Annotated in this window: 15 protein-coding genes and 1 pseudogene; 11 read left to right on the top strand and 5 right to left on the bottom strand. The window is 58.3% G+C overall.

Features of this window, described 5'->3' with window-relative positions; translation table 11 throughout:
* Positions 1 to 2 precede the first annotated feature (2 nt).
* Both uca and atzF read left to right on the top strand, forming a co-directional pair.
* Positions 3 to 3,680: an urea carboxylase gene (uca, locus tag FPZ49_RS11700; protein WP_144846756.1), complete on the top strand. Its 3,678-nt coding sequence runs from the start codon at positions 3 to 5 to the stop codon at positions 3,678 to 3,680.
* Complete coding sequence (gene atzF / locus FPZ49_RS11695) at positions 3,640 to 5,391, top strand: allophanate hydrolase (protein ID WP_144846753.1); 1,752 nt, start codon at positions 3,640 to 3,642, stop codon at positions 5,389 to 5,391. Before uca ends, atzF begins: the two co-directional genes overlap by 41 nt.
* Before the next feature lie 207 nt (positions 5,392 to 5,598).
* Here the strand turns inward: atzF and FPZ49_RS11690 are convergent, their stop codons facing one another.
* Positions 5,599 to 5,781 carry a hypothetical protein gene (locus FPZ49_RS11690; RefSeq protein ID WP_144846750.1) on the bottom strand — a complete coding sequence of 61 codons (183 nt, stop codon included), beginning with the start codon at positions 5,779 to 5,781 and terminating at the stop codon, positions 5,599 to 5,601.
* Between the two features lie 170 nt (positions 5,782 to 5,951).
* Between FPZ49_RS11690 and FPZ49_RS11685 the strand changes: the two are divergent.
* Positions 5,952 to 6,519 (top strand): annotated as a pseudogene (locus FPZ49_RS11685) (DNA alkylation repair protein).
* 59 nt (positions 6,520 to 6,578) lie between these two features.
* On the opposite strand, the gene FPZ49_RS11680 reads toward FPZ49_RS11685, so the two are convergent.
* Together FPZ49_RS11680 and FPZ49_RS11675 are read right to left on the bottom strand one after the other, a co-directional pair.
* Complete coding sequence (locus FPZ49_RS11680) at positions 6,579 to 7,808, bottom strand: MFS transporter (RefSeq protein WP_144846747.1); 1,230 nt, start codon at positions 7,806 to 7,808, stop codon at positions 6,579 to 6,581.
* A 98-nt stretch (positions 7,809 to 7,906) separates the two neighbouring features.
* Positions 7,907 to 8,659 carry a 3'-5' exonuclease gene (locus FPZ49_RS11675; RefSeq protein WP_144846744.1) on the bottom strand — a complete coding sequence of 251 codons (753 nt, stop codon included), beginning with the start codon at positions 8,657 to 8,659 and terminating at the stop codon, positions 7,907 to 7,909.
* Between the two features lie 161 nt (positions 8,660 to 8,820).
* Here FPZ49_RS11675 and pdaA point away from each other — a divergent pair, with 161 nt between their 5' ends.
* Positions 8,821 to 9,567 carry a delta-lactam-biosynthetic de-N-acetylase gene (gene pdaA / locus FPZ49_RS11670; protein WP_144847010.1) on the top strand — a complete coding sequence of 249 codons (747 nt, stop codon included), beginning with the start codon at positions 8,821 to 8,823 and terminating at the stop codon, positions 9,565 to 9,567.
* 379 nt (positions 9,568 to 9,946) lie between these two features.
* Here pdaA and FPZ49_RS11660 read toward each other — a convergent pair whose 3' ends face one another.
* On the bottom strand, positions 9,947 to 10,855 hold the full coding sequence (locus tag FPZ49_RS11660) for a GNAT family N-acetyltransferase (protein ID WP_144846740.1): 909 nt from the start codon (positions 10,853 to 10,855) through the stop codon (positions 9,947 to 9,949).
* A 239-nt stretch (positions 10,856 to 11,094) separates the two neighbouring features.
* Between FPZ49_RS11660 and msrA the strand changes: the two genes are divergently transcribed.
* A complete protein-coding gene (msrA, locus tag FPZ49_RS11655; RefSeq protein ID WP_144847008.1) occupies positions 11,095 to 11,613 on the top strand; it encodes a peptide-methionine (S)-S-oxide reductase MsrA in 519 nt (172 codons plus the stop codon).
* Positions 11,614 to 11,772: 159 nt separating this feature from the next.
* The gene (locus FPZ49_RS11650) at positions 11,773 to 13,653 is read left to right on the top strand and encodes a PAS domain S-box protein (protein ID WP_222429903.1); all 1,881 of its coding nucleotides are present in this window, start codon (positions 11,773 to 11,775) and stop codon (positions 13,651 to 13,653) included.
* A 28-nt stretch (positions 13,654 to 13,681) separates the two neighbouring features.
* Here FPZ49_RS11650 and FPZ49_RS11645 read toward each other — a convergent pair whose 3' ends face one another.
* Positions 13,682 to 15,067 carry a dipeptidase gene (locus FPZ49_RS11645; protein WP_144846735.1) on the bottom strand — a complete coding sequence of 462 codons (1,386 nt, stop codon included), beginning with the start codon at positions 15,065 to 15,067 and terminating at the stop codon, positions 13,682 to 13,684.
* Between the two features lie 195 nt (positions 15,068 to 15,262).
* Between FPZ49_RS11645 and FPZ49_RS11640 the strand changes: the two genes are divergently transcribed.
* Genes FPZ49_RS11640 through FPZ49_RS11620 form a run of 5 tightly spaced genes read left to right on the top strand, consistent with a single transcriptional unit; the run spans position 15,263 to position 19,368 of the window.
* The gene (locus FPZ49_RS11640; RefSeq protein WP_144846732.1) at positions 15,263 to 15,649 is read left to right on the top strand and encodes a hypothetical protein; all 387 of its coding nucleotides are present in this window, start codon (positions 15,263 to 15,265) and stop codon (positions 15,647 to 15,649) included.
* On the top strand, positions 15,649 to 16,644 hold the full coding sequence (locus FPZ49_RS11635) for an FAD:protein FMN transferase (RefSeq protein ID WP_144846729.1): 996 nt from the start codon (positions 15,649 to 15,651) through the stop codon (positions 16,642 to 16,644). Before FPZ49_RS11640 ends, FPZ49_RS11635 begins: the two co-directional genes overlap by 1 nt.
* 20 nt (positions 16,645 to 16,664) lie before the next feature.
* Positions 16,665 to 17,243, top strand: coding sequence for a ferric reductase-like transmembrane domain-containing protein (locus FPZ49_RS11630; protein ID WP_186445779.1), 579 nt, complete (start codon positions 16,665 to 16,667; stop codon positions 17,241 to 17,243).
* Positions 17,218 to 17,901, top strand: a complete 684-nt coding sequence (locus FPZ49_RS11625; RefSeq protein WP_144846725.1) for a response regulator transcription factor — start codon at positions 17,218 to 17,220, stop codon at positions 17,899 to 17,901. The genes FPZ49_RS11630 and FPZ49_RS11625 overlap by 26 nt, the downstream gene beginning before the upstream one ends.
* 3 nt (positions 17,902 to 17,904) lie before the next feature.
* On the top strand, positions 17,905 to 19,368 hold the full coding sequence (locus FPZ49_RS11620) for a sensor histidine kinase (RefSeq protein ID WP_144846723.1): 1,464 nt from the start codon (positions 17,905 to 17,907) through the stop codon (positions 19,366 to 19,368).
* The last annotated feature ends 160 nt before the right edge of the window (positions 19,369 to 19,528 follow it).

Here is a 19,528-nt window from a genome sequence, read left to right as displayed (position 1 = left end):
GCATGTTTACAAAAGTTTTAATCGCCAACCGGGGCGCCATTGCGGTGCGCATTGAACGAACGCTGCGCAAGCTCGGCATTGCTTCGGTGGCTGTCTATACAGCGGCTGACCAAGATAGTCTCCATGTCGACCAAGCGGATGAAGCGGTGTTGATTGGGGAAGGAGTGGCCAAAGAAAGCTATTTGAACGCGGAGCTGATTCTGCAGACGGCCCTGGATACTGGCGCGCAGGCGATTCATCCGGGCTACGGCTTCTTGAGCGAAAATGCGGACTTCGCCCGTGCCTGCCGTGAGCGTGGCATCACCTTCATCGGACCGACGCCCGAGCAGATGGAAATGTTCGGTCTGAAGCATTCCGCCAGAGCCATTGCGGAGCGTGCGGGGGTGCCGATGCTGCCGGGGACGGCGCTGATCACCGAGCTCGAAGTGGCGGTGGATGAAGCAGCGCGGATCGGCTACCCGGTCATTCTGAAGAGCACGGCAGGCGGCGGCGGCATCGGGATGCGGGTTTGCGCCGACGAGGAGGCACTGCGTGTCGCATTTGATGCGGTGCGCCACTTGGCGGAAGCGAATTTTAAGAATGGCGGCGTGTTTCTGGAAAAATACATCGCGAAGGCGCGCCATGTCGAGGTGCAAATTTTCGGCAACCAATTTGGTGAAGTGGTCGCGCTGGGCGAGCGGGATTGCTCCGTGCAGCGGCGCAATCAGAAGGTCATTGAAGAAAGCCCGGCTCCTGTGCTGCCTGTGCACGTGCGGGAGGAGATGCTTACGTCGGCCAAACGGCTGGCTGCTGAAGTCGGCTACCGCAGCGCGGGGACGGTGGAATATTTGTACGATCCGGCGACGCTTCAGTTTTATTTTCTCGAGGTAAATACCCGGCTTCAGGTGGAGCACGGGGTGACCGAAGAGGTGCTGGGCCTGGATTTGGTGGAATGGATGGTGCGGGAGGCAGCTGACGAGCTTCGCGGTTTGGAATCGTTGTATCGGGCACCGGTTGGGCACAGCATCCAGGCGCGGATTTATGCCGAGGACTGCCTCCAGCAGTTCCGGCCAAGTGCAGGGCAGCTGGATCAGGCGGTATTTACGGACCGAGCGCGCATCGAAACGTGGGTACGGGACGGCATTACGGTGACGACGCTGTACGACCCGATGCTGGCCAAAATCATTGTGCACGGCGAAGACCGGCTGGATGCGATTCGCAAGCTCGGCCTCGCTTTGAGGGAGACCCGGCTGTACGGGCTGACGAGCAACCTGCAATATATTGAGGCGCTTCTGGGGAATCCGGATTTTATCGACGGCCAAGTGTACACGCAAATGCTGAACGGCTTCGAGCCTGCGGAGGTCGCGCTCGAGGTGCTGGACGGCGGCGTGCAGACGACCGTGCAGGATTGGCCTGGCCGGACCGGACACTGGGATGTCGGGGTTCCGCCTTGCGGACCGATGGACCCTTTCTCCTTCCGGATCGGCAATCGGCTGCTCGGCAACGACGACACGGCGTGCGGCCTGGAAATGACGCTGCGCGGTGGGTCCTACAGCTTCCGCGACGCGATGTGGTTCTGCGTGACCGGTGCGGAGATGCAGGCGACGCTCGACGAGGTGCCTGTGCCGATGTATACTCCGGTGAAGGCGGAGCGTGGGCAGGTGCTCAGCTTTGGCGAGGCGGAAGCGGGGATGCGCACGTATTTGCTGATCGCGGGCGGGTTTGACATGCCGCGGATTCTCGGCAGCGCCTCGACATTCACCCTCGGTGGCTTCGGCGGGCACGGCGGTCGTGCTTTGCGTACGGGAGACGTGCTGCGGGTCAGTGCGGGGGGACGGCCTGCAGTGTTAGGTGAGCTGGAGGCGGCGCACCGGCCAGTGATGACCCGCGAGTGGACGATCGGCGTCATTCCCGGGCCGCATTGTACGGAGGAGTTTTTGCTCCCGGCTTACTTGCCGCAGCTGACGGAGACGAAGTGGGAGGTTCACTTCAACAGCTCCCGCACCGGGGTGCGCTTGATCGGTCCTGCACCGCTATGGACCCGTGAAGACGGCGGAGAGGCTGGACTTCATCCCTCCAATATTCACGATAATGCCTATGCGATCGGCGCGCTGGACCTGACCGGGGATATGCCGATTCTGCTCGGTCCGGACGGCCCTAGTCTCGGGGGCTTCGTTTGTCCTGTCACGACCGCTTCGGGCGAGTTCTGGAAGCTCGGACAGCTGCATCCGGGTGACACCGTTCGCTTCCAGCTGCTGACGCTCGAGGAGGCAGAAGGGCTGCGCTTCGCACAGGAGGAGAACCTGCAAGCGATCGGCGAAGGCGAGCGGGCGGATTTGATTCCGATTGCGTTACCGCAGCCGGCGACGAAGCTGACGCCGGATTATCCGGTGCTGGTGCGTGAAGAGGCGGGCCGGAAGTTCCCGATCACCATCCGCTGCTCCGGTGACCAGAACCTGCTGGTCGAATTCGGGGCGATGGAGCTGAACCTGCTGCTTCGCTTCCAAGTGCATGCCCTGATGTATGCGATTCAGGAGCGCGGCGACATTCCGATGCTCGATTTGACGCCGGGGATCCGGTCCCTGCAAATTCATATCGATCCGCTGCAAATGACTGTGACCGAAGCCAGTCGGCTAGTGCTGGAGATCGATCGCCAGCTGCCGCCGCTCGAGTCCATTCAAGTGCCGTCGAGGATCGTCCGTCTTCCGCTGTCATGGGATGACCCGGCGACGCAGCTGGCCATTCAGCGCTACCAGCAAACAGTTCGCCCGGATGCGCCTTGGTGCCCGAGCAACATTGAGTTTATTCGCCGTATCAACGGATTGGACAGCGAGGATGAGGTGAAGCGGATCGTATTTGACGCCAGCTATTTGGTGCTCGGCTTGGGCGATGTGTACTTGGGCGCTCCGGTGGCCACGCCGATCGACCCGAGACATCGGCTGGTGACGACGAAGTACAATCCTGCGCGCACTTGGACGCCGGAGAACGCGGTAGGAATTGGCGGCGCCTATATGTGCGTCTACGGAATGGAGGGCCCTGGGGGCTACCAGTTCGTCGGCCGTACGATTCAAATGTGGAACCGTCTGCGCTCCACCGACAGCTTCAAGCCGGGGAAACCATGGCTGCTGCGGTTTTTTGACCAAATTCAATTTTATCCGGTTGAGGCCGATGAGCTGCTGCAGCTTCGCGAGGACTTTTTGCGGGGGCGCTATGAGGCGGATATTGTGGAAACGACTTTCGATTTGGGCGAGTATTTGCGGTTCCTCGACTCGATCGAAGACAGCGCGGAGGCGTTCCGCGAGCGGCAGCAGGCGGCGTTCAAAGCAGAGCGGGAGCAATGGAAGGCGCTGGGCTTAGCCGAGTACGTGTCGGAGCAGGAGCCTGCCAAGGCGTCGCAGGAGGATGAGCTGCCGGAAGGCGCGATGGCGGTGCGCTGCACGATGCCGGGCAGTGTGTGGAAGGTGCTCGCGACAGCTGGACAGCAGGTACAGAAGGGCGATGTGCTTTTGATCGAGGAAAGCATGAAGATGGAATTCCCGCAAAAAGCGCCGTGCGACGGTTGGGTGACTTCAATCTACGTGGAGCCGGGGGATTCCGTCCATGCGGGGCAGCTGATTGCCGGGATTGTGAAAAAAGGGTTCAACGAGGAGGAGAGTGCGCATGAAAACAGCCGTGGAACTTCCGGGCAGCTTGTCGGTTAACTGGCTCAAGGAGCAGTATTTGCGCAAAACACTAACCCCAGAGATGGTCATTCTTGAAATCATCGACCGCGCGGAGGCGGACGCCGGATGGAACATCTGGATCACGCCGCCCGCGATGGAGCGTATCAAGCCCTATCTGGACCGGCTAGCCTCGGTCGATCCTGCCAGCTTGCCGCTTTGGGGCATTCCATTTGCGATCAAGGACAATATTGATCTGGCTGGGGTCCCTACTACCGCCGGGTGCGTGGAGTTTGCCTACACACCTGTGGAACACGCTGCGGTTGTGGAGCGCTTAGTGGCCGCTGGGGCGATTCCCCTTGGCAAAACGAACCTCGACCAGTTTGCCACCGGTCTAGTCGGTACGCGCAGCCCGTATGGCGAGACGCATAACGCCCTGCGCGAGGAGCTGATCAGCGGCGGCTCCAGCTCCGGCTCGGCGGTGGCGGTGGCCCGCGGTCAGGCGGCCTTCTCCCTCGGCACGGATACGGCCGGGTCGGGCCGCGTACCGGCGGCGCTCAACCGGCTCGTCGGCTACAAGCCGAGCCTCGGCGCGTGGCCGACCAAAGGCGTCGTGCCGGCCTGCGCGAGCCTGGACTGCGTCACGGTGTTTGCGCACAGCCTGGAGGATGCGCTGACGGTGGATGCGGTGGCGCGTGGCGCGCATGAGGCCGACCCTTGGTCGCGCCCTCTGCCTCAGCCGCAGCCTCGTCTTCCTCGCCGACTGTGCCTGCCCAGCGGCCCGCTCGGGTTTTATGGCCCTTATGCTTCGGAGTACGCCTCCGCTTGGGAGGCGGCTGTGCAGAAGCTTAAGGGGCTAGGCATCGCGGTCGAGTATGTCGACGTGGAGCTGTTCTCCGAAGCGGCGGCGATTTTGTACGAAGGCCCGTGGGTGGCCGAGCGGTGGGCAGCACTGGGCGGGTTCATCGAGGCGAACCCGGAGACCGCGTTCCCGGTAACGGAACGCATCCTGCGCTCCGGTGCAGCTGAGTCGTACACGGCGGCGTCGGTGTTTCATGCGATGCATAAGCTGCAAGCGCTGAAGCTGCAGGCGCGAAAGCTGCTGCGGGACGCTGTGCTGGTCATGCCGACAGCCGGCGGTACGTGGACGCGAGACGAGGTGCGCCAGGATCCGGTCGGTACGAACCGGGATATGGGGCGATACACGAACCATTGCAACCTGCTCGACCTGAGCGCGGTAGCGGTCCCGGCTGGCGATGCGCTGGCTGAGACGCCGTTCGGCATCACGCTGTTTGCACTGGCGGACGCCGAGGATTTGATCTGCGGTACAGCAGAGCTGTTCGTGCGTCGTGGTGCAGCTGAGCCGGTGCTGACGACGCTTGTCGCCGTGTGCGGCCTGCACATGCGCGGGCTCCCACTGGAGAAGCAGATGCAGGCGTGCGGCGCCCGGTTTGTTCGCGAGGCTGCTTCGGCGGCCAAGTATCGGCTGGTGAAGCTGCCGACCGTGCCGGCGAAGCCGGGCATGATCAAGCAGCCGGCCGGCGGGGCGTCGATTCAGCTGGAGGTGTGGGAGCTGCCGCTCGCGGCTTTCGGCGGCTTCGCGGCCTCGATTCCAGCCCCGCTGGGCATAGGCAAGGTGGAGCTGGAGGACGGCACGGAGGTCCCCGGGTTTGTGTGCGAAGCCTATGCAGCAGCGGATGCGGGGGCAGAGGATATTACCGCGTTCGGCGGCTGGAGAGCGTTTTTGGGCTAGGATTGGACGGCTACGGCTATGGCTGCTTCCCGTAAGGGGGCAGCTGTTTTTTTTCGCTTGGGTGCGAATCCCATCAATCCCGCCACAAGAGAGGCAAAACGGCCTCACATTGCGACGATCTCGTCGATTTTCGCTACAGGAGAGGTGAAAATGTTTCACATGCGCCCCAGCCTCGCCGGTCTACACAGTAAGAGAGGTAAAAGTCCGTCACATCCCTCCAAGACCGTCGTTCCTCGCCGCAAGAATGGGAAATTTCCCGCACATGCGCCCCCACCTCGCCAGCGCGTCGCAAGAACGGGAAATATCCACTACCTGCGCACTAAGCTCACCCGACGTACCACAAGAACGGGAAAAATCCCGTACATCTGCCATGATCCGATTTCCGCTCATCCCGCTGATGCCCCATCGTCCTTGCCGCTCTCCTTCGCATGCTGCCTAAGCTTGTTTGCCTCCCTCACCAGCCACCCTTAACCCCAAAAATCATTTACCCCCACTAAATAAACGATTATAGGTCGTAAATAATTAGGAAGGTAACAATCCAGCAGTAAGCAGGTGAGCGGATGACGCTCGAGGAAGTGATGGCAAAGCTCGAAGCGCTAGGAACGGAGCAGACGAAGAAAACGTACATGCGGCACGGTGCCAGGGGACCGGTATTCGGCGTGAAGAGCGGTGACTTAAAAAAGCTGGTCAAGGAAGTGAAAAAGGACCGGAGCTGCCATTGGCCCTTTATACAACAGGGAATTACGATGCTATGTATTTGGCGGGGATCACCGTGAATCCGGCTGCGATGACGAAGCCACTAGTTCAAGCTTGGGTGGAGAAGGCCTATGCCTATACGCTGTCGGAGTGTACGGTGGCGGGGGTGGCGGCGGAAAGTCTGCATGCCATGGAATTCATCGCCGAATGGATTGCATCGCCCATAGAGTCGATCGCCGCATGCGGCTGGAGCAACGTACACGAACTACTTGTCCATCACACCAGACGACCGATTGGAGCTGCCACAAGCGATGGCCGTGGCCGAAGCCATTGGAACAATTCATACCGATGTCGGCGACACGGCTTGCAAGGTGCCTATGGCGATGGAATATGGGGCGCATCGGCTTAAAGCGGAAGACTTGCATTGGCTAGACACCAAAAATCCCCGCATACTGCGCTTAAACTACAGCACACATATGTGGGGATCCGGTTTACCCTTCAGAGGGCGTCGACTCGGTTTGCTGATGAGCGCGAAAGTGAAAAAAGGAAAAGTTCGGCGTTCGAAGCAGCAGCGCTACCATTAAAAGCAGCAAGCCGTTAATCATAAACACGATAGGGATGGAAAATTGAGCGGCCAGTATTCCGCCGACGATCGGTCCGACCATGATTCCGAGCTGATTGGCCATCTGGTTCAAGCTGAAGGCGCGCCCGCGAAAATCCGGATCGGTATTGCGCACGATCGAGGCGTTAAGCGCCGGGAACACACCCGCAAAGAACAACCCATAGCCAAAGCGCAGCAGACCGAAGCCCAGCAAGTGGCTGAACGCCAGCTGGAGCAAATTGCCGATGCCTCCGCCCAGCAGGCCGATGAAGAGCACCTTTCCGTAGCCGATCCGGCCTCCGATCGATCCCCAGCGCGGGGCGGCAATCAACGTGGCAATCCCGACGGCAGAGAAGATGATGCCGGAATGCAGCGACGCCGAAGACTGATCCGCCCCGAGCTTCAGCACGTAGATCGTCAGCAGCGGCTCCACCAGCATGATCGAAGTGGAGGTGATGAAGATCAGCAGCAGAATCCGCACCAGGTTCCGGTTAGCGGCAGCTTCCTTGAGATCCTGCAGCACACTGGACCGCTTTGCATCCGACTTTTTGAACAGCGGCTCCTTGACCCAGAAGAACGCGATCAAGAAGGCGTTAAACACCATGACCCCTGCGATGAAAAAGGTAGGGCGCGTCCCGATCCAATGACTGATGACGCCGCCGGCCAGCGGGCCGAGGATCGAAGAAGCCGCCGTGGCTGTCGAGATGATTCCGAGGGCGTAGCCGGTATGCTTCTCCGGGGTTTGGGTAGCGACCAGCGTAATAGCCGACGGAATATAGCCCGCGAGCAGCCCTTCCAAAATGCGCGCCAAGATCAGCTCATACGGATTCTGCACCAAAAAATACAAAAAATAGGCCAGCGAGAGGCAAATCCCTGCGCGCAGCATCATCGGCCTGCGGCCGTACTTATCCGCGAGCGACCCCCAGAAGGGCGCGATGAGCGAGCTGGCCAGAAAGGTAACCGCGAGAATACAGCCGGTCCACGCCTCCAGATGATTCGTTACTCCCAAATCCTCCTGCAAAAAAATCGGCATAAACGGCATCGAAACCGAGTACGCCGTTCCCACCAAAAAGGTCCCGATCCACAACACGAACAAATTTCGCTTCCAGGAAAATCCCACGCTTGAAGCACTTCCTTATGATGTAATGATGTCCTTTCGTATCATAACACGTTTGGCAGCGACGTATAAAAACAAAAACCGCAGCTCCTAATGAAACCTTAGGTAGGCTGCGGCTTTTTCCATTTTCGGCCGTACTTTATTTTGGTGAATTGGGTAAACAGCGCTTCGACCATCTGCACTTCAATTGCGTTCAGGCGCATGATTTGGATGTACGATTTGGTCTTTTCGTTCTCTTTGAACTGCTCCCACGTCAGCTGCGTCTCGCTGGCAATCGCTTCGTCGAGGCAGATGGAGACCAATTTTTTGATCCCGCCTGTACATAGTTTGAACGGATCGGGCACAAAATATTGATCAGATTCGACGAGCTCCGGCTTCAGCCGCACTAGCTGCGCTGCATTCAGGGCGTCATCCAAGGCTGAATGGTGCTGGCCGATCGGTTCCAGCTCATGCTGCACCAGCGCTTGCTGCAATCCGCCCTCGAAAAATCGGGTCAAGTCCAACATCCGGCTTAGCCACGTGGAGCTGAGCTTGTTGATTTTGCAATCCACGAAAAAGTGGAAAAAATCACTGCCGCCCCAAGCGAGCAGCGTAAATTCGTCGCCGCAAAACTCGAGGAATCGACGAAGCACTTTATCGAAGGAATCGCTTTGCATCAAGGTGTCTTTGGAAATGCCGCAGAACTGCAGGGCGAACCGGTTTACGGTAAATTTGGGCCGAATGTAGCTTTGGAACGTGTCCACGGTCTCCAGCCGCTCGTTCAGCTTGACCGCACCGATCTCGATAATTTCCATGGGACGGATATCGTAATGCTTACGGCCATTGAATTCCAGATCAATCACGATATAGTTCATAGTCTCACCCCTTGTACAACAATACCACAATAGGAGCCCAATTTCATATAGTGGCTCATTGGCACGGATGTGATTTTCGCAATTCGGACATCAGGCATGGAAGGAGTCAGCAACAAGTGAAGCGTCAACACAGGGTATGGATTGTAGGTTTGCTCACGGCTATGGTGGCTTTTAGCTCCCCATGGAGCGCGGTAGCGGAGGATGGGGGACGGCCCTACCACTTCGGGTTTAAAAAAAGCAAGAACGGCCAGGTAGCCTCTATCAATGAGGAGGGCTTCAAGGGGATCGTGCAGAAGCACGGGGCGATCTTCATGGGGGATACGTCGAAGCAGGAGCTGTATCTCACCTTCGATAATGGGTACGAGAACGGCTATACGGCTAGGATTCTCGATACTTTAAAAGCGAAGCAGGTGCCTGCAATTTTCTTCGTGACCGGACATTACATTAAAGAGCAGCCGGAGCTGCTGAAGCGCATGGTTGCAGAGGGGCATCTGATCGGCAATCACTCGTGGAGCCATCCGGATATGAGTCAAATCCCTGCCGCCAAGATGAAGGACGAGCTGGATAAGGTGAAGGAGCAGGTCATTCAGATTACGGGGCAAAAGGAAGTGCGGTATTTGCGTCCGCCGCGCGGCATTTTCAGTGAGCGAGTGCTCCAGGTCAGCGGGGATCTCGGCTACACGAATGTGTTCTGGTCGGTGGCCTATAAGGATTGGGACACTAAGGCGCAGCGGGGCGGGGGCTATGCGTACGAGCAGGTGATGGGTCAGCTGCACCCGGGGGCGGTCATTTTGCTGCATTCGGTGTCGAAGGACAATACCGAGGCGCTCGGCCGCATCATTGACGATGCCCGAGCGAAGGGCTACGAATTCAAAAGCTTGGACCAAATGACGGCTAAGCAATATTGAGGCAAGCGGAGCGATTTAATGCTCTAAAGCGGCTTTTCTGCGCTGCAGCCGGGTAGGGCGCTGCCGAAGGGCTCCAAGGCGGAAAACCCGCGCTGCGATCCGGTTCGTGCACAACTGAAGGGCTCCAGGGCGGAAAACCCGCGCTGCGAGTCGGTCCGTGCACTGCTGAAGGGCTCCAAGGCGGAAAACCCGCGCTGCGAGCCGGTCCGTTCCGCCGCCCCTTCACAAGCATTGCACATTTAAAAGCTTGGACCAAATGACGGCTTAGCAATATTAAGGTGTAAAAAGCGGCAGCTCAGGACGCGAAAAAAGTCCCGGGCTGCCGCTTTTTTTCAGCTAGCTATGTTTCTGGAGCTTCCTCCGTTTTTCCAAAACACTACTACACGCTCGGCGCCTCTGCCAACACCAGCTGCATCCGTACCTGCTCTGTCATCGTCTCAAAGCCGGCCGCTTGGAGCAGAGCTGCACATTCGCCAGCAGTGGAAATGTTAAACGTCCGCTTGCGGACGGTCGAGCCCGGCTCGAAGACATGATTGAGCAGCAGCTCTGTCAGCCCGCGGCGGTCCTCCGCTTGAGGATGCGTCTCGCATTGAAAGAGCGTCGTCGACACGTGCTTCCCCACAGCGTCAAATGCACGCCGGAAGAGCGCGTAGCCCATCGGCTCGCCTTGCGCATCCCGGGCGATTACAGCCTCGCCGTCTCTCACGCTAAGCCATTGCGTCTGCCAAGCCGCGCCCGCATTGTACATGGCGAGAAGCGACACCTCCTGCGGGCGAGCCTTCGTGAACGTGATCGCTTCGGCTGCAGACGACCCGACAGTGCAAGGGCTCCACGGCGACGGAGAGGACGACTCCATGATCGCTACGCGGTCCGTGATCCCATAGCCTAGCTGCTCGTACAAACGGATGGCGCGTTCGTTCTGTGCGATCGCTTCCAGCGTGGCCGTATGTACGCCCTCTTCCCGATAGATGCGATGTGCCTCGAGCAGCAGCTGCTTGGCAATGCCGTGCCGGCGAAACGCCGCCGCCACCGCGGTTCCCCCGTTCCATGAAACGGTTTGGCCGCCGAGGGTCCGAATGCCGCTCAGCAGAAGTCCCACTGGCTGCGACCCAAAGTAAGCCACTAGAGACAGCGTGGGGGACAGCCCCTCCATCGTCATCCGCGCGATAAACGCGTCCGGGTTCGTCTCCGCCTTCACGTAATAATCCTCGAAGCCTTTATTCCAGGCCTCCACAGCCTCGGTTAAAGCGCACTCCGCAAGCCGTTTGATCCGCACCGCCGTCTCCATGTGTCACACGTCTCCTTTTTACGAGCTAGGTTCCAGATGGTTTCTAAATTATGGCAATAACCCGGATTATATCCTAAAGCCTTAAGGCGGTCTATCACTAGCAGCAGAGACACAAGTCGGCGGCGTGACCCGAGAAGTTGGACTGGCGCCGAGGACATGGTATCTTGTAAGAGAAAGCAAGTAGAGCAAGCTGAGCCAGGCTCACAACTAAAGGAGGCACAACGAAGATGGCAAATCAAGTGGAGCTTGCGACATTCGCGGGGGGCTGCTTTTGGTGCATGGTAACCCCGTTCGAGGAGCTGCCGGGCATTAAGGGTATCGTCTCCGGCTACTCCGGCGGTCCCGAGGTCAACCCTACCTACGAGGATGTGAAGGCAGGGCGAACCGGCCACACCGAAGTGGTGCAGATTACGTTTGATCCTACGGTATTCCCATATGAGCGGCTGCTGGAGCTGTTCTGGCAGCAGATCGATCCGACGGACGCCGGAGGTCAGTTTCATGACCGGGGCGCGTCGTACCGGACGGAAATCTTTTATCATACAGAGCGGCAGCGGGAGCTGGCGGAGCAGTCCAAGCAGGCACTGGCGGCCAGCGGAAGGTTCGATAAGCCGATCGTCACCGAAATTACGGCGGCCGGTCCATTCTATCCTGCCGAGGAGTACCATCAGAACTATCACCGGAAAAACCCGGCACACTACAAAGAGGACCGCGAGAAATCCGGCCGCGATGCTTTCCTCGAGAAGCATTGGTCGGAATAAGGAGCAAGTAGGACAAACAGAATGACCAAGACGGGTCTGTTGTTAAAACAGGCTCGTCTTTTCTTTTTTCTTTATGCAGTTTTTAAGAAGCAAGTTATTGGAAAGACGCTGAATACCTGTCATAATAAAGGGACTACAATGAAACGAGGACCGCGCTTAATGAATCTCGATTACACAAGTGAAAGCCCATCGCCTTTTGCAAGTGCTTTTCATCATGCACCGATCGGGATCGGCATCGCCACGCTTGAGGGACGATGGCTGAGAGTGAATCCTTCGTTTTGCCAAATGACCGGCTATTCTGAAGCGGAGCTTCTGGGGAAGTCCTTCTTGGATCTCACCTCCGAGGAGGACCGGATTCACGATTTGCACAAAATGAACGCTATGATCGACCAAAAGCAGCTGCACAACCAGGGGGAGAAACGAATCCTTCATCGGGACGGCTATTTTGTGTGGGGCTGGCTTACGGTTTCGCTAGTGCTCGATGAGCAGGGGAGGCCGCTGCAATTTGTCGTTCATCTGATGGATATTACGGAACGAAAGCTGACCAACCTGGAGCTTCGCAAAGCGAAGGGAAGTCTGGAGGAAGCTCAGCGCATTGCTCAGATCGGCAGCTGGGAGTGGGATGTCGGCGAGGATGAGGTGTATTGGTCAGCGGAGATGCACCGTATTTTCGATCTGCGGCCGGAGCAGTATTCGGGCAAATTCAATCTGCTGGTCGAATATGTTCATCCGGAGGACCGTTCCCGGTTCGAGCAAGCGGTTGCAGCGGCGTTCAAAGGTGAGGATTACGACTTGCGCTGCCGGATCGTCGGTGAGGGTGATCAAGATATTCGCCATGTCCATATTATGGGGAAGATGTATTACGATCACAAAGGCACACCGGTCAAAATGGTGGGAACCGTGCAGGACATCACGAAGCGGGTCCTCACCGAGCGGCAGCTGGAGGAGACGCTGCAGCGGTACCATTCGCTGAAGATGTACAATCCTGACGGCATTTTTACCTTTGATATGCAGGGGCGGATTTCCGGTGTAAATCCGGCCGCAGAGCAGCTGCTGGGTTACACCTTCGAGGAGCTGGTCTCAGAGGAGATGCGGCTGGACGAGCTCATCCATTCCGAAGAGCTGCCCCAAAATCGGCGGAGTGGCTTTGATTTTTTCAACAGTGCGCTGAAAGGCAGTATGCCTTACACGCTTCGGCATAAGGACGGTCGTCTTATCGATGTGATTGCCACGCCGGCCCCCATTGTCATTCAAGACCAAGTGGTCGGTTATAACATTCTCTTGAAGGATATGACGGAACGGAAGCTTTCCGAGGAGCTGATTCGCAAGGCGGAGAAGCTGTCGATCGTCGGGCAGCTGTCGGCGGGCATCGCCCATGAGATCCGCAACCCATTAACAGCAATCAAAGGCTTTGTCCAGCTGATGCGGGGACACCAATCCTACAACAGCACGTATCTGGACATTATTACGGAAGAGCTGATTCGGATCGAGACGATTATTAATGAGCTGCTCACGGTCTCCAAGCCTCAGCTGTCCACGTTCGTGCCCGCCCGTCTGGAGCAAATTTTGAGCGAGGTTATCGCGTTAGTCGGGGCTCAAGCGCTGATTGGTAATATCGAGATTACAAGCCGATTTGATTCGGAGCTGCCGCTCTTATCGTGTGATCCGAACCAGATTAAGCAGGTGTACCTGAATTTTTTCAAAAATGCCATGGAAGCCATGCCGCGCGGGGGGACGATTACGCTGGATGCGGTTGGCCTCGAGTCGGTGCCAGGGTGCGGGGTGGACCGGGTGAAGATTCGTTTGACCGATCAGGGCCACGGCATACCGAAGGATCAGCTGGACAAGCTGGGCGAGCCGTTCTTCACGACCAAGTCGAGCGGAACGGGACTCGGGCTGATGGTCAGCTTCAACATTATACATAATCACGGCGGCACCATTCAGATTGCTAGTGAGGTAGGTCAAGGAACGGTCATTGACGTGACGTTCCCGGTGCTTCAAGGCTCGCAGCATACCAAAAGACCTTTGGCTTCGTATTGACGACGATAGCCGCAGGTCCTTTTTTACGTTATTGCGTTGACACAGACGCCAGTTCGCGCCAGTATCTGCACAGAGTTGCAATGCCTCGATCGAAGTTTTCGAGATGAAAATGCTCGTTCGGACCATGCATATTCTCGCCCGGCAGGCCGAAATCCATCATGACCACCGGAGCGTGCAGCAGCTTGGCGAACGTCTCCACGATCGGAATCGAGCCGCCGCTGCGAATGAACACCGGCGCCTTGCCAAAGCCGTCGGTGTAGGCGGTGGCCGCCGCTCGGATAAAGGCATGCTCCGGCGAGATGTAGAAGGGCTTGCCGCGGTGGGTTTGCTGCACCGAGACGGTGACTCCAGCCGGTGTATGCCGGTCGATATGCGCCCTAATCTGGGCCATAATTTCATCCGGGTCCTGCTCGTCGACTAGGCGGCAGGAGACCTTTGCTCCAGCGGAGGACGGCACGATGGGCTTTAAGCCTTCGCCTTGGTGACCGCCGTAGATCCCGTTAATCTCCAAGGTCGGTCTAGCGGACGTCCGCTCCAGGAAGGTGTAGCCCTTCTCGCCGGACAGCGCAGGCACGTTCAGCTCGCGGGCGATTTTCGCCTCATCCAGCTGAAGGGGGTGCGAAGCTTCCCGGTCTGCGTCCGTCAGCGGATGCACCTTGTCGTAAAATCCCTCAATCGTCACACGCCCGTCGGCGTCCTTCATCGAGCCGAGCAGCTCGACCAGCGCGGTAACCGGGTTAGTGACGCCTCCTCCGTACAGCCCCGAATGCAGATCATTCTTCGGCCCCTTCACATGGATCTCAAAGCCGCACAAGCCGCGAAGCCCGTAACAAATGGACGGCATGCCCTCATCGTGCATCGGCCCGTCGGAGATGACGATCAGATCGGCAGCCAGCTTCTCTGCCTGTGCCTGCAGAAACGGCGAGAGGTTGGGGCTGGCGATTTCCTCCTCGCCCTCCAGGCAAAACTTCACGTTGACCGGCAGCTTCCCCACGGTCTGGAGGAACGCTTCGACGGTCTTGATGTGCGTGTACATCTGCGCCTTGTCGTCCGTCGCTCCGCGGCCGTACAGCTTGCCGTCGCGGATGACCGGCTCGAACGGCGGCGTCTGCCACTCGCTGAGCGGCTCGACCGGCTGGACGTCGTAATGGCCGTAGATGAGCGCCGTCGGCTGACCTGGGGCATGCAGCCAGTCTCCGTACACTACGGGATGGCCTGCGGTCTGCATGACTTCTACGTGCTCGAGTCCTGCGGTGCGCAGCGAGCTGGCAAGCCACTCGGCCGCTTCCTGCATGTGCGCCTTATGCTCGCTGCTGGAGCTGATGCTGGGAATGCGCACAAACGCCATTACTTCCTCCAAATGCCGCTCGCGCTCTTGCTCTAAATATCGTTTGACTTGCTCTTGATCTGTCATGGCGGGTCTCCTTTTCGAAGGACGATTCATCGAGATGCACCTCTATGTCCTTAGTGTAGCATATTTAAAATACGCATGCTTCAATGCCGGTGGCAGCGCGGTTCGCAGCACCTATGGATGTTTTCATGTGGGTTTCAGATTGGACCCTTATGATGTCCTTAGGATAAATGATTCAAGTTCAGGAGGTTGGCTCGAATGCGTCCACACACGAAAGCAAAACTGAAAAAATGGAGCCTGGGTGCGGGCTGCACCTTATCCGCAGCTCTTTTATTTCATCAAATACAGGCTAGTCCGGCGTTTGCCGTCGCGAAGAAAGAGGCGGCCGCTGGAACGAACGATTCGAAGGCTGTAGCTTCACAGGATCAGGTTATGAAGGAGTTTGATCAGCATCAGCAGGGGCAGGCACGCTCGCAAGGGCGGCAGAGGGGCCGAGGCTCGCGTAATTTTGCCGGGGAGAGCGGTTCAACACAGGGGGGCCAATCTTCAGGCTCCAGCCGGTCGATCACCCCATCTTCGCCAGATGTGTCTGCACCTTCCGGATCCACCCAAACGCAGCCCAGAGCCACCACGAGGCATTCCTAATGATGGCGGCCGCAGCCATGTATCGGGTGGACCGGTTCTGGGCGATGAATACGACGATTGACCTTGCTCTGGCCGAAGAGGCAGCGGATGAGTTGGAGGTTCAAGGGTGGCTTGAGGAAGTGCGGCGCTGGTTTGCGTATGCGGAAGCGACGTTCAGCCGGTTCCTTCCGGAGAGTGAGCTTTGCCGCCTGAACCGGTCCGAGGGACGGCCGATGCTGATCTCGGACACGATGATGGAAGTGCTGCAGAGGACCGCTGAATACCGTCGCCGTACAGGCGGCAAGTTTGATCCTTTCGTGCTGCCCGCCCTGGAGCGGGCCGGCTACGACGTCAGCTTTGAGCACATCGGTGCAGCACCGCTGTCGGGGGCGTCGGCTGAGGGGCAGCAGAAGGCTCATCAGTCGATGCTTCAACTGAATCCAGGAATGCGCTCGGCGCGTCTTCTGGGTGGCGGTCGACTCGATTTGGGAGGCATCGTCAAGGGCTGGGCGGTGGATCGCATCTCCGCCAGACTGTCCGAGAGAGGCGTCCGATCAGGGATGGTGAACGCCGGAGGCGACTTGTGCGTCTGGGGAGATGTGAGGCATGACCAAGCGCCGTGGGAGATCGATATCGAGGCTCCGTCAGGCGGGCAGCTGGGCACGGTGCAGCTTGCCAAGGGCTCCGTCGCCACCTCGAGCACGCTCGGACGTCGATGGGACACCGGTAAAGGGGGCATGCATCATCTGATCGACCCGCAGACCATGGAGCCGGCCCGATCCGACATCGTTCAATGCACGGTGGTGGGCTCGAGCGTGTGCGAGAGCGAAATCTACGCGAAGGCCATCTGTCTGCTCGGGAACTTGAGCGGACCGGATTGGCTCAAAAAGATCGACGCGAGTGGAACCTTGGAGGCGGTGTTCGTGACCGAGGCTGGGGCTACACACTATATAGGAACGAAAGAAAAACTGGAGTCGCACTGGAGCGGGCTGACGCCTGACTCCTTGCATTTTTAAAATTAGGGAGGTTGATGGGGATGACACAACTGCTGCTTACCCTTCCGTCATGGTGGATTATTCGAATTGCAGGGCTGGGTGCTTATGCTCTTTTATATATTGGTGTGATGCTTGGTATTACGTACAGCATGCCTGCGCTCAAGGGGCAGGCCAAATCCTCCGTGTACCGCTGGCATATGCTGTGTACGAATGGAGGACTGCTGCTGGCGGTGGCTCATGTGCTATTTTTACTGATTGATACGTACTCGCCCTTTACTTGGCAGGAGCTTCTGATTCCGTTTCACGCGGCGAAGAACCCGGTTTGGAACGGACTGGGCACCCTCTCTTTGTACGGTCTGCTGCTGGTGCTGTTCACGACGGATTTTAAAGCGATTTTGAACTCCAAGGCTTGGAGGGTCTTTCATCTCTTATCCTATCCGGTATTCCTTGCGGCGATGCTGCACGGTCTTGGGGCGGGGACGGATTCGAAGGTGCCGTGGATCCTCGGATTTTATGTCTTCACATGTGTTACTATAGTAGTATGGACCGGAATTCGGGTATGGATCGGGTTGAATAAGGCGGGAGGGAAGCGAGATGCGCATCTTGCTGATGGAAGATGACGAGAAGCTCGGCATGCTGATTCAATATAAGCTGAGCCAAGAGTTTCACAATGTGGAATGGGTGCGGGACTCGGAGACGGCAGAGCAATATATTCAGGTGGGCAGCTATGACGCCTATATTTTGGATTGGATGGTGCCGGGAAAAAGCGGGGTCGAGCTGTGCGCCGATCTGCGAGCTAAGGGGGACCGTACGCCGATTCTGATGCTGACCGCGCGCGATGCGGTGCCGGATCGGGTCAAAGGGCTGCGGTCCGGAGCGGACGATTATTTGGTCAAGCCGTTTGCGTTTGAGGAGCTGAGTGCGCGGGTTCACGCCATGAGCCGCCGCGGCGCGGCGGAGTGGAGCGATGATGTGCTCCGCTTGGGGGACGATGTGCTGGTGCTCAACCGCGATACTCATGATGTGGTGCGCAGCGGCAGCGTGCTGTCTTTGACTCGCCGTGAGTTTCAGCTGCTCGCGCTGCTGCTGCAGTACAGCGGCCAGGTCATTTCGCGGGAGCGAATCATGGATCAAATCTGGGGCATGGACGCAGAGGTGACGCCCAACTCGGTCGACGCCACGATCAAGCTGCTGCGTAAAAAGGTGGACGATCCGTTTCCGGATAAACTCATTCACAGCGTCCGCGGCTTCGGATACCGGCTGTCTCTGGGGGAGTGAGCCATGTTTGAGAAAACCCGCCGTCAGCTGACCGTGTTTTTCAGCTTGATGCTGGTCTTGATTTTGCTGGTGATGACGGTGCTGTTTTATTTTGTGCTGTCCACTAGCCTAAAACGCAACGAGAATGCTGTGCTGAACAGCTTGTACGATAAAGCGAATGTGTCTTGGGACCGGAGGAAGCGGGAGTTTGTGCCGCGCGGTCCGGGGTTTCGGCAGCCGCCGCAGCTCCGTACGGGGCTGAGCCCGAGTCCGACCCCGGGCACAGCGGCGAATCCGGGGTCGGGTGCAAGTCCCGGTCAGGGACAAGAGCAGGAGCCTCGTCCGGGGCAGTCGCCGGAGCGGCGAGTCCCCGAGGAGCGGCGGCCGAACGGGGCCGACTGGAATTTTTTGCAGTCGACGCAGTATATGGCGCTGACGGATGATTCCGAGGCTACCGTCTACGTGCTGTCGCAAACTCCAGGCACGCGCGAGCTGATGGAGACGGCTAGAGCGGCGGTCGACGGCGGGCAAGCGGTTCTGGGCAAGCGCTACGACGTAGAGAAGGACGGGCGAACCTATGCCCTGAAGGTATATGATTGGAGCGAAGCGAACGGTCATCTGTGGATCGCCGCCGATATTACCGAGGACCAGAAGCTGATCGGACAAATGCGGCTTGTACTGCTCGGGTTTGCGGGCTGCCTGCTGCTGGTGGCCACGGTGGCCGGCTATATTCTCTCGGGGCGGGCCATGGTACCGATCGCACGCTCGTTTCAACGGCAGCAGGATTTCACCGCGGATGCTTCTCATGAGCTGCGTACGCCGCTCAGCGTGCTTCATTCCTCCTTGGAAATTTTGGAGGAGGAGAAGTCGTCGCTACCGCCTTTTCATCGAACGGTGCTGACGAACATGGGAGACGAGGTATCCCGGATGATTCGGCTGACCGAATCACTGCTGACGCTGTCCCGAAGCGATTCGGGGGCGGAGGAGCTCAACCGCGAGCCGGCCAATCTGCTAGAGCTGGCGTCGGACGCGATGGAGAAAATGCGGCCGCTAGCGGGGCGCAAGAGCATCACGCTCCGGCTGGATACGGGCGAAGCCTCCTCCTCTACTTCGTTGGCCGAAGCAGCGCCTACGGTGCTGGTGGATCAGGAGCGAATCCGTCAGCTGCTCGTGATTTTGCTGGACAACGCGATCAAGTACACGCCGGAGGGCGGGGCGGTTTCGCTTGCTCTGGAGCAGGACGATGCTGCAGGGGGCTGCCGGATTGCCGTCGAGGATACCGGCATCGGCATCCCGTCGGAGCAGAAGCAGCACATTTTTGAGCGCTTCTTCCGCAGCGACAAGGCGCGTTCTCGGCAGGAGGGAGGCGCTGGCCTCGGCCTGTCGATCGCCAAGTGGATCGTCGACGCCCATGGCGGCAAGATCAGCGTCGAGAGCGAGCTCGGGAAGGGGAGCCGGTTCACAGTCGAGCTGCCCGGGGAGAAATGAGCGCTGGCCCTTTGACCAGTGAAGGAGGAGTACATTTCCCTCACTTGCGTAGGCTCCCCCCTGACTGGACACGCGGCGTTTTATGCAAAGAAACCGCCTCCTTGCGAAATGGGTCAGCGTGACATCCATTTCACATGAGACGGTTTCTTTTTGTTTTTCC

This window comes from Paenibacillus cremeus, from assembly GCF_007786445.1.
Lineage (GTDB): Bacteria > Bacillota > Bacilli > Paenibacillales > NBRC-103111 > Paenibacillus_G > Paenibacillus_G cremeus.
The sequence above is the reverse complement of the archived record's forward strand: the minus strand, read 5'-3'. Positions and strand labels throughout refer to the sequence as shown.

Bases quoted from the DNA above. Each gene is read 5' to 3' on its own strand.
- uca (WP_144846756.1), top strand. From the start codon at position 3: ATGTTTACAAAAGTTTTAATCGCCAACCGGGGCGCCATTGCGGTGCGC.
- atzF (WP_144846753.1), top strand. From the start codon at position 3,640: ATGAAAACAGCCGTGGAACTTCCGGGCAGCTTGTCGGTTAACTGGCTC.
- FPZ49_RS11690 (WP_144846750.1), bottom strand. From the start codon at position 5,781: ATGAGCGGAAATCGGATCATGGCAGATGTACGGGATTTTTCCCGTTCT.
- FPZ49_RS11675 (WP_144846744.1), bottom strand. From the start codon at position 8,659: ATGAACTATATCGTGATTGATCTGGAATTCAATGGCCGTAAGCATTAC.
- pdaA (WP_144847010.1), top strand. From the start codon at position 8,821: ATGGTGGCTTTTAGCTCCCCATGGAGCGCGGTAGCGGAGGATGGGGGA.
- FPZ49_RS11660 (WP_144846740.1), bottom strand. From the start codon at position 10,855: ATGGAGACGGCGGTGCGGATCAAACGGCTTGCGGAGTGCGCTTTAACC.
- FPZ49_RS11650 (WP_222429903.1), top strand. From the start codon at position 11,773: ATGAATCTCGATTACACAAGTGAAAGCCCATCGCCTTTTGCAAGTGCT.
- FPZ49_RS11645 (WP_144846735.1), bottom strand. From the start codon at position 15,067: ATGACAGATCAAGAGCAAGTCAAACGATATTTAGAGCAAGAGCGCGAG.
- FPZ49_RS11640 (WP_144846732.1), top strand. From the start codon at position 15,263: ATGCGTCCACACACGAAAGCAAAACTGAAAAAATGGAGCCTGGGTGCG.
- FPZ49_RS11635 (WP_144846729.1), top strand. From the start codon at position 15,649: ATGATGGCGGCCGCAGCCATGTATCGGGTGGACCGGTTCTGGGCGATG.
- FPZ49_RS11630 (WP_186445779.1), top strand. From the start codon at position 16,665: ATGACACAACTGCTGCTTACCCTTCCGTCATGGTGGATTATTCGAATT.
- FPZ49_RS11625 (WP_144846725.1), top strand. From the start codon at position 17,218: ATGCGCATCTTGCTGATGGAAGATGACGAGAAGCTCGGCATGCTGATT.
- FPZ49_RS11620 (WP_144846723.1), top strand. From the start codon at position 17,905: ATGTTTGAGAAAACCCGCCGTCAGCTGACCGTGTTTTTCAGCTTGATG.